We start from the raw sequence: 1,294 nt of genomic DNA, 5'->3' as shown, positions 1-1,294 counted from the left end.
AGTCGTTCTCGGGGAAGCCGAGGTTGATGCCGCCGTGCTTGGCGGGGTCGAGCCAGCGGCTGGTGACGGCTTTCTCGCGGGTGTAGAAGTGGAAGCCCTGGAGGCCGTAGGCCTTGCTGTCGCCGAAGGCGGAGTCTTTCCAGCCGCCGAATGAGTAGTAGGCGACGGGCACGGGGATGGGCACGTTGATGCCGATCATGCCGACCTGGATCTCGTTCTGGAAGCGGCGGGCGGCGCCGCCGTCGTTGGTGAAGATCGCGGTGCCGTTGCCGAACTGGCCGGTGTTGATGAGCTCCACGCCTTCCTCGAAGCTCTTGACGCGGACGATGCCGAGCACGGGGCCGAAGATCTCTTCCGTGTAGGCGCGGCTGGTGGTGGGGAGGTTGTCGATGAGGGTCGGGCCGAGCCAGAACCCGCCGTCGGCGCCTTCGGCTTTGATGTCGCGGCCGTCGACGAGCACGTCCGCGCCGTCGTCTTTCGCGATCTGGATGTAGGAGGCGATCTTGTCGCGGTGCACCTCGGAGACGATGGGGCCCATGTCGGGCTCCGTGTGGGTGTCGGTGGGGGTGCCGTCGCCGATGCGGAGCTTCGCGATGCGCTCGGTGACCTTCTCGATGAGCTGGTCGGCGACGGGCTCGATCGCGAGGACCACGCTGATGGCCATGCATCGCTCGCCCGCTGACCCGTAGCCGGCGTTGATGGCCTGGTCGGCGACGAGGTCGAGGTCGGCGTCGGGGAGCACGAGCATGTGGTTCTTCGCCCCGCCGAGCGCCTGGACGCGCTTCCCGTTCTTGGAGGCGGTCTCGTAGATGTACTGCGCGATGGGGGTGGAGCCGACGAACGAGATCGCGGCGACGTCGTCGTGGGTGAGGAGGCCGTCGACGGCTTGCTTGTCGCCGTGGAGGACGTTGAAGACGCCGTCGGGCAGGCCGGCTTCCTTCCAGAGCTCAGCGAGCCAGAGCGCCGCGGAGGGGTCCTTCTCGGAGGGCTTGAGCACGACCGTGTTGCCGACCGCGATCGCGATGGGGAAGAACCACATGGGGACCATCGCGGGGAAGTTGAAGGGGCTGATGATGCCGACCACGCCGAGCGCCTGCTTGATGGAGAACACGTCCACGCCGGTGGACGCGTTCTCGGTGAAGTCGCCCTTCATGATGTGGGGGAAGCCGGTGGCGAGTTCCACGACCTCGAGGCCGCGCTGGATCTCGCCGGCCGCGTCGGACACGACCTTGCCGTGCTCGGACGTGATGATGCGCGCGAGCTCCAGCTTCCGCTCGTTCAGCAGCTCACGGAA

General features: G+C 67.1%; 1 protein-coding gene. It reads right to left on the bottom strand.

Going from position 1 to position 1,294, the window contains the following annotated elements; all coding sequences use genetic code 11:
• Nucleotides 1–1,294 (bottom strand): CoA-acylating methylmalonate-semialdehyde dehydrogenase (locus C5C17_RS17315; protein WP_104254647.1); only part of this gene is annotated, 1,294 nt, incomplete at both ends.

This window comes from Pseudoclavibacter sp. RFBA6 (assembly GCF_002931575.1).
In the GTDB taxonomy this organism is placed as follows: Bacteria; Actinomycetota; Actinomycetes; order Actinomycetales; family Microbacteriaceae; genus Pseudoclavibacter; species Pseudoclavibacter terrae.
The sequence above is the reverse complement of the archived record's forward strand: the minus strand, read 5'-3'. Positions and strand labels throughout refer to the sequence as shown.